Raw genomic sequence first — 7,347 nt, forward strand, 5'->3', positions numbered from 1 at the left:
GGCACTCAGATTGTTATCGAAGGCGGGAATTTCCCAAGTAATCCTATTGTGACTTTTGGCGGCATCGCAGGCACAGCAATCACCGTATACAACAATGTATACCCGACGGGATGGAGAACAATTTGGGTTACAACGCCACCGGGAACGGGTGTAGTAGATCTACAAATTGAAAACCCCAATACTGTCTATTTAGCGGACGAAGATTCAGTGCCCTATGTTGTGGGAGAATTTACTTATGACGTGCCCGAAGTCGATCCTACAGACGCAGCGGACGCGAGCGATGCAGCAGATCCATCGGATAGCAGTGACGCGGCAGACGCGAGCGATGCAGCAGATCCATCGGATAGTAGCGACGCGGCGGATACTACAGATCCATCGGATAGCAGTGACGCGGCGGACGTGAGTGATGCTACAGATCCATCGGATAGTAGCGACGCGGCAGATGCCAGCGATGCAGCGGACACTGCGGATCCATCGGGGACTTAATTAAGGGACGAGATAATTGGGAAGAACAGGTTTTTGTTCTGTGCCAAAGATCAGTGCCGTCTGAATATGGGCAACTTCTTCTCGTGTTGTGAATGCATCGAGAGCCAAGTCTCTTAGATGATCTGAATCACGGACAGCCACGTGAACAAGATAATCGTGGGTACCAGCGACGTGGTAGATGGCCATCGCTTCTGGGAGAGTCATCAAGTGCTGATGGAAGCTCTCAACCATATCTCGGGAGTGGCGTTGTAGCTGGACTGAGATCATTGCCTCCAGCCCAATGTTTAGGTTTTTCGGGTTAACCCGAGCGTGAAACCCCTTTAGGACACCATTATTACGAAGCCGCCGTACTCTCTCGAGGCAGCTTGAAGGCGCGAGCCCTACACTTGCCGCCAGCTCTTTATTCGAGAGCCTCGCATCGTTTTGCAGCGTTTCTAGGATTTTGTGATCGATTTCATCTAACTTCATGGTGAACTACCTCCATACTTAGATTGTATATAATTCGTTTTTTACGACATTATACAACCGTTTTTTCAGTAGATCTGTGTTTTTTATTCGGGAATTCGGAATTAAAGCGCGTAATAGACACGGAGAGTGTCCATAGCTTCGTTGATTGTAGCGAGTTTATCCGCCGAACCGCCCCGATCGGGGTGATGTTCGAACGCAAGCTCACGGTACCGCTTTCGAATGGCCTGAGGCTCAACTGGCTCTGATAAGGCGAGCTGGGCCAAGGCTTCATCTTTGTCGCTGCTAACTTGAAACCGGTTCCAGAAGCTCGCGAGAAGCTCATAAACGTCATCGTCAGTGGTTTCTTTTAGGTTTTTGACATCCAGGTAATAGGCTTCGAGTGGATCTGCCTTCTGGAGCCCCTGTTTTGCGGCGCCGGTTTTGTGCAGCATAATTTTTACGGCAGTGATTTCGATGTCTCTTTGGTCGCGTTCTCGTATCTTTTGGCGGATGCAATAGAGGGCGTTGAAGAGAATAAAATGTGCACGAAAGAGCTCTGGTTCGTTCCCGAGGAAGGATCCGGAGAAGCGTTTGTGGCCTCTTTCGCCCAAAAGACGAATTAATTCGTACTCGCTGATCCCGGTGTCTCGATTTTCGAGAATTTCCAAGAGCTCAGCCTGGAACGCGTTAAGGTATTGATCTTTCACATAAAACTCCCCATAGAGGCCATAACACGGAGCCTTTCGTTTGGCCAATCTTTACGCGTTGAGCTTAACGATCGGGTTCTTGAGACAAAATATTGGGCGACAGGCACGAGAACATTGACAAAAACGGTCGAGTTAACTATCAGCCCACCTCTATTCTCGACCAAGCCGGGTGCCCACTGCAACTGGTGCCGATTTTGGCTATGGGTCGTAGGTAAGTTTGAAGGAGAGTTCGATGTCGCGAAACCGCGGTCCTCGTTTAAAAATTGTTCGGCGTTTCCAACAACACCTGCCAGGCTTGACGCGCAAAACTGCCGAGCGTCGCCCATATCCGCCAGGTGTCCACGGCATGTCACGTCGTATCAAGCGGTCTGATTATCGTGTTCGTCTCGAAGAGAAGCAGAAGCTTCGTTTTAACTACGGTGTGACCGAGCGTCAGATGCGTACTTACTTCAAGAAGGCGTTGGCTCACCCAGGTGATACAGGTCAGTACTTGCTTCAGTCATTGGAAAGCCGTTTAGACAACGTTGTTTTCCGTGCTGGTTTTGCACCCACGATTCCTGCTGCTCGTCAGTTCGTAACGCATGGCCATGTAATGGTAAACGGACGTCGTCTCGACATCCCAAGCTATACTTGCCAAGCAGGCGACGTAATCTCTATTCGTGAGAAGAGCCAGAAGATGCCATTGGTTGAGGAGTGCATTGCATCTCCAGCTTTGGAAATCCCAAGCTACCTCGGCACTGAAGATTCTTCTCCGTTTAAGAAGGAGTTTCGTTCAACTCCTACTCGTGATGATGTTCCTCTTGAAGTTCAAGAAAACCTCATCATCGAATTTTATTCTCAGATTGTCTGAGACTATTCGAGAGACTTTCGAAGAAGCGTCCACTTTGTGGGCGCTTTTTTTTGGCCAATTTTTGACGGCTACCTCAAATCAAGCGGTTCAATGCTGAATTTTCCCACTGGTATGAAGTCCGAGGGAGCCGAGGGTGGGCTGTGTGTGGTGCTCGGTAAAGCCAGCTTGCGTGAAAAAACGAGAGAGCTTGTCTTCCGTCATCTGGCCGACTCCGCCGCTAACGACACGCCACAGAGCCATTGAGATCCCAAACCGGGCGGCACTCCAAGGCCGGCTAAGCCACTGAGCGGCATTGGGAATTGATTCAAGTGCCGCTTTTTTGAGGGAGCCATTGCCGTTGGGCTCCATAAAAACAACTTGGCCGTTTGTTTTGAGTACGCGTGCTACTTCCAAGAGCACAGCGACCGGATCATCGACGAGGTAAAGAAAACTGTGCCCAAAGACCAGGTCGAAACTTTGGTCGGGGTAGGGAAGGTGGGTGGCGTCGCCCTGTGTAAAGCTCAGGTGCTTAAGATGCGACCAATCCTTTTGGTGGGCGGCGCGGGCAATCTCAATCATTTCACCTGAGAGATCGATCCCAGTGAGCTGAGCGGGCCTGGGGATTCGCGCTCCCAGAGCAAACGTACTGGTTCCTGGCCCACAGCCCAAGTCTAGGATTTTCGCCTTCAGAGGGACACATTGGACGCAATCGAGCATGCCGATGATGGCTCTTCTCCAGAAGACCTGCCGGGTTATGGCGGTGTAGAAGTTCGCACTGAGCCCAGTGCTAAAAAGAAGGTCTTTCCATTTCATCGAAGCTGCCTCGGCCTTCTAGGCCTGCGCCTGGAGGATATGGTCTAAAATAGGGATATCGGCCGGAGCAAGCTTGTACTCACTAGCTTCTTGAGCAGTAACCCAGACGATGGCGTCATGATCTCGCAATTCAAATTCACCCGACTCAATTCGAGTTTCGTGAGCGATAAGCTCAATTTTGATGTGCTCATAATCATGTCGGTGGGTGGCAATCTCTTTGCCAACAGAAACAATGATATCGAACTCTTCGAGGAGTTCGCGCGCGAGAGCTTTTTCGGCAGTTTCTCCGGCCTCAATTTTCCCGCCCGGAAACTCCCAGTAGCCAGCCATGGATTTGCCGGGCTTTCTTCTCGCAAGAAGGAGGTTTTGGTCGCGGTAGATTACGGCTGCGACCACTGGGAGATACTCGCTAGCCATTAAGGCGTGTAGCAACAGCGAAAACCTGTAAATTGGTTGCCAACGTTGGCCGCTGCAGCCAAAGAGTGGTCACATTGCAGGTAATCATCGATATCTGAAAAGCCACCACCAGCTTGAAAGCACTGACCGCTACCGATGCAGCTATCGGTCCATTCCCACACGTTACCGCTCATATCGTAAAGAGGTGCGGCAAATCCTTGGCCGTGACAGTTTGCGAGAGTTCCTCCGGGCTCGGAACGCCCGACGCCCCGCCAGCCATCGTTACATTGAGACTGAACGTAAGTATTGCCGTAGGGGTACTCGTTACTGATGCCGCTTTGGCAGGAGAAGAGCCAGTCTGATGGGAGTTTACAAAGCTGCTTGCCGCTGTTTTCACACGCGCGGCGAGCCTGGAACCAAGTCATGTTGGCACTTGGGCGGACACCGCTGTTGCTACATGCGTAAACTGCCGTGCTTGGCTCTGTGACGGTAACTTCCTGGCATGTTCCTGTGCAACCTTCGCTGGCTACATTGTCGGGAAACCCTGAAGGGAAGTTGTCGTTGGTATCTAAGCCATACTGGGTTCCGCTGCAGTCTTCATTTTGAAAAACAGCTGCTTCGTACTTGTCGATGCAGGCAGCTCTTGTGCCGATGCGAACCATATCACTGGGGCAGTTAAACTCGGTACAAGTGCCACCGCTGCAGGTTTGGCTTAAGCAATCGGAGCCTTCGCTACACGTTTGGCCGCCTTCACAGCCCGCGCAATCTTCGCCGCCACAGTCGACATCGGATTCCGAACCATTGAGTGTGCCATCGTTACAAAAAGACATCACGCACGCGCCATTTTGGCAGGTCGTAGATTCACAGTCTGAGTTTTCAAGGCAGTTGAGGTTGATGCCGCATCCTGAGCATGCTGGACCACCACAATCCACGTCGGTTTCACCACCGTTTGCTACGCCATCGCTGCAGCTAGAGGCCGAGCAGACACTGTCTGTGCAGAGGTAACTTACACAGTCTGAGTCGACCAAGCAGCTTTGTCCTTCGTCACAGGTTGGGCAGGAACCACCGCAGTCGATGTCCGTTTCGGAGCCATTTTGGTTGGTATCATCGCATGCTGGATCTAGGCATTTACCATCGAAACATTCGGTATCGGTGCATTCTTCTCGAACACCCTGGAGGTTTCCGCAGCTGTCATACCAGTAGGCGGTGTCGCCCGAGCAAATCGAATAATCTTGAGAGGCGCATGATTCCACTTCGGTAGCCGCGGCAGCTTCGCAACCAGGTTCTTCCTCAATACAAGTGTACCCCTCGGGGCAGGAGGAAAATGGATAACCGCTGGGGCATGCCGTATCGCCGTCGGGGATAGCTGAGCACCCGGTACTTAAAAGAAAGAGGCACATACCTGTGAGCAGGGGTAAATAAGCCAGTCGAGTCATCAATCATCCTCCCATGAAACAATTAGGAGACTTTACGGCGGGTGGAGGCGGGTGTCTAATGAAAACCTGCCCCTTATTTCTGATGCAATGCGACAATAAGATGCATCCTTTTATTGACGTGATTTAACAAAACTTTTTTAATTAGGTATGGGCATTGCTGAAGAGGGCGATACTGTACTTATCCACTATGTGGGCTGGCTCGATGACCAGACGGTATTTTGTGATTCACGTGAAAATGAACCAATTGAATTGGTCATTGGGGAGAACCACCTTTTACCCGCACTGGAAATAGCGTTGGTGGGTATGGAGTCGGGGGAAGAAAAGGCGCTGCGTCTGGCCCCAGATCTTGCTTACGGCTACTACATGCCAGACTTGGTTTTTACCGTGAATTCAAGCCGCGTACCGCCGGATGCTTTACCGGACATTGGTGCTAAGAGAAGAGTGACCATTGAGAAGGATGACGAAGATGTCGAAGTGATGGTCATGCGAACGACCGAGCAGATTTGCGTGGTGGATGGAAACCATCCCTTGGTTGGTAAAACCTTAAATTTTACCGTGAATCTGGTTGATGTCGTTTAGGTGCTCTTCGACTACTTTTTTAAGAGTTGCAGGGTAGTCGGTGATGATGCTGTCCACTCCCAAATTGAGAAGCCGCCTCATTTCACCGGGATGGTTCACCGTCCAAGTTGAGACCCGGTAACCCAAACTCTGATAGCGCCCAACGTAATCTTGGTTAACCATGAGATGACGAGGAACGAGCCAATCGGGTTTGGTTTGCGAATTGAAACCCAGGTTCCTAAGAAACTCACGCTGATAGACAGGCAGCACTGTATCTTCAAAGCTGTAATAGATCTGACCTCGTAATATTTCAGGACATCGCTCTCGCATAAGCCAGAGAACTTCGGGATTAAAGGATGTTATGCTCACTCGGTCGTGCAGATTGCGTTTGTCGATTTCTTTAAAGACAGCATCGACCAATGGACGTGGGTCATTGTTGAAACTTTCATCTTTGATCTCAATGTCAACGACTAAACTTTTCCCGTACGTTTCAAGTACCTCACCAAGAGTCGGTATGGTCTCGCCGCAAAACTCAGGCGAGAAGTGACTGCCTGCATCGAGCTTTTTAAGTTGTTTAAGAGATTGGTGGTAAAGATATCCTGAGCCATTGGTACATCGATTGAGGGTATCGTCGTGAAAAACAACCGGCTCACCACTTGCGCAGAGCTGGGTATCCAGCTCGAATCCGACTCCTAGTTTTGAGCACACTTCAAATCCGGCCATCGTATTTTCGGGAGCAACCCCTCGCGCACCGCGGTGACCAAGCACCAGCATTTGCTCTTCGATCGGGAATTGTGTTCTTGGGCGAGGGTTATGAGTTACCCACTGATCACTGGATATTTTTGAGCGAATAGCCTCAATGCCGTGGGTGATGATTTCGCGCGGGCCGATAGACATAGTGGCTCTCCTCGATTCCATTTTACAATGCATCGCCTCAAGGGCAAAGGATAGAGCTACGAACACTTACAACTGGCCGGGCAGAGTCATTGACCTAGGCTGAGTCAGTGATATGCAAAAGTGCTATGGCTTTAGCATATCTTGATGGTTCTAAGTTTTGGTACAACGTGTCGGGCGAGACAGGCACGCCCGTGATCTTGATTATGGGGTTCGCAACTCGGGGAAATGCCTGGGATACCCAGATAAAGGGCCTCGAAAACGACCATCAGGTGATGTGGTATGATCATCGCGGCATTGGTGAGAGCGAACTGCCTAAGCCGATTTTTGGTATGAAGGATATGGCCCGGGATGTCGTTGGCCTGATGGATGCCAAGCAATGGGCTGCCGCTCATATTGTTGGAATTTCAATGGGTGGTATGGTGGCTCAAGAGCTTGCCCTTGAGTACGGGCACCGGGTTCGTAGTCTCTCGCTTCTGGCAACGACGGCGGGAGGAAAACGCGGCAATATTGCGGTTGTGCCTGGCGTTCCAAAGCTTGCAAGTTGTTTTCTGGGTTCAGCACGCTCTCGTATTCGAGCCTTTAAGCGTACTTTATTTCCGGATGACTTTATCGCTACCAAAGACGACCAATGGTTTCGCTCGTTGCTGCGACGAGATTTTAACGGACACCCATCGATGGTGGACCTTGTGGCTCAGGGAAATGCATGCCGGGCCTATGATACGGCCGATAGGCTGCATCGTCTTCGTGGTTTACCTACATTGGTGGTTTGCCCTGAGCA

At 50.8% G+C, this 7,347-nt stretch carries 10 protein-coding genes; 4 read left to right on the plus strand and 6 right to left on the minus strand.

Translation table 11 applies throughout. The features are described 5' to 3' along the window. Positions 1-486 (plus strand): hypothetical protein (locus HOK28_21670; protein ID MBT6435716.1); only part of this gene is annotated, 486 nt, incomplete at its 5' end. Here HOK28_21670 and HOK28_21675 read toward each other — a convergent pair. Continuing rightward, positions 487-954 carry an Lrp/AsnC family transcriptional regulator gene (locus HOK28_21675; protein ID MBT6435717.1) on the minus strand — a complete coding sequence of 156 codons (468 nt, stop codon included), beginning with the start codon at positions 952-954 and terminating at the stop codon, positions 487-489. Between the two features lie 101 nt (positions 955-1,055). Next, entirely contained in the window at positions 1,056-1,640 is a 585-nt protein-coding gene (locus HOK28_21680) for a molecular chaperone DnaJ (protein MBT6435718.1), read from the minus strand. 232 nt (positions 1,641-1,872) lie between these two features. Here HOK28_21680 and rpsD point away from each other — a divergent pair, with 232 nt between their 5' ends. Next, the gene (rpsD, locus tag HOK28_21685; GenBank protein ID MBT6435719.1) at positions 1,873-2,490 is read left to right on the plus strand and encodes a 30S ribosomal protein S4; all 618 of its coding nucleotides are present in this window, start codon (positions 1,873-1,875) and stop codon (positions 2,488-2,490) included. A gap of 87 nt (positions 2,491-2,577) precedes the next feature. Here the strand turns inward: rpsD and HOK28_21690 are convergent, their stop codons facing one another. Genes HOK28_21690 through HOK28_21700 form a run of 3 tightly spaced genes read right to left on the minus strand, consistent with a single transcriptional unit; the run spans position 2,578 to position 5,114 of the window. After that, on the minus strand, positions 2,578-3,282 hold the full coding sequence (locus HOK28_21690; protein ID MBT6435720.1) for a methyltransferase domain-containing protein: 705 nt from the start codon (positions 3,280-3,282) through the stop codon (positions 2,578-2,580). Positions 3,283-3,300: 18 nt separating this feature from the next. Then, positions 3,301-3,699: a (deoxy)nucleoside triphosphate pyrophosphohydrolase gene (locus HOK28_21695; GenBank protein ID MBT6435721.1), complete on the minus strand. Its 399-nt coding sequence runs from the start codon at positions 3,697-3,699 to the stop codon at positions 3,301-3,303. After that, positions 3,699-5,114, minus strand: a complete 1,416-nt coding sequence (locus HOK28_21700; protein MBT6435722.1) for an SUMF1/EgtB/PvdO family nonheme iron enzyme — start codon at positions 5,112-5,114, stop codon at positions 3,699-3,701. Before HOK28_21700 ends, HOK28_21695 begins: the two co-directional genes overlap by 1 nt. A 147-nt stretch (positions 5,115-5,261) precedes the next feature. Here HOK28_21700 and HOK28_21705 point away from each other — a divergent pair, with 147 nt between their 5' ends. Further along, positions 5,262-5,693 (plus strand): peptidylprolyl isomerase, encoded by a 432-nt coding sequence (locus tag HOK28_21705; protein ID MBT6435723.1) that lies wholly within the window; start codon positions 5,262-5,264, stop codon positions 5,691-5,693. Here HOK28_21705 and HOK28_21710 read toward each other — a convergent pair. Then, the gene (locus HOK28_21710; protein MBT6435724.1) at positions 5,658-6,569 is read right to left on the minus strand and encodes a glycerophosphodiester phosphodiesterase; all 912 of its coding nucleotides are present in this window, start codon (positions 6,567-6,569) and stop codon (positions 5,658-5,660) included. The two genes, HOK28_21705 and HOK28_21710, sit on opposite strands and share 36 nt — an antisense overlap. Positions 6,570-6,694: 125 nt before the next feature. Here HOK28_21710 and HOK28_21715 point away from each other — a divergent pair. Further along, on the plus strand, positions 6,695-7,347 hold a 653-nt coding region (locus HOK28_21715; protein MBT6435725.1), incomplete at its 3' end, for an alpha/beta fold hydrolase.

Source organism: Deltaproteobacteria bacterium (assembly GCA_018668695.1).
GTDB lineage: Bacteria > Myxococcota > XYA12-FULL-58-9 > XYA12-FULL-58-9 > JABJBS01 > JABJBS01.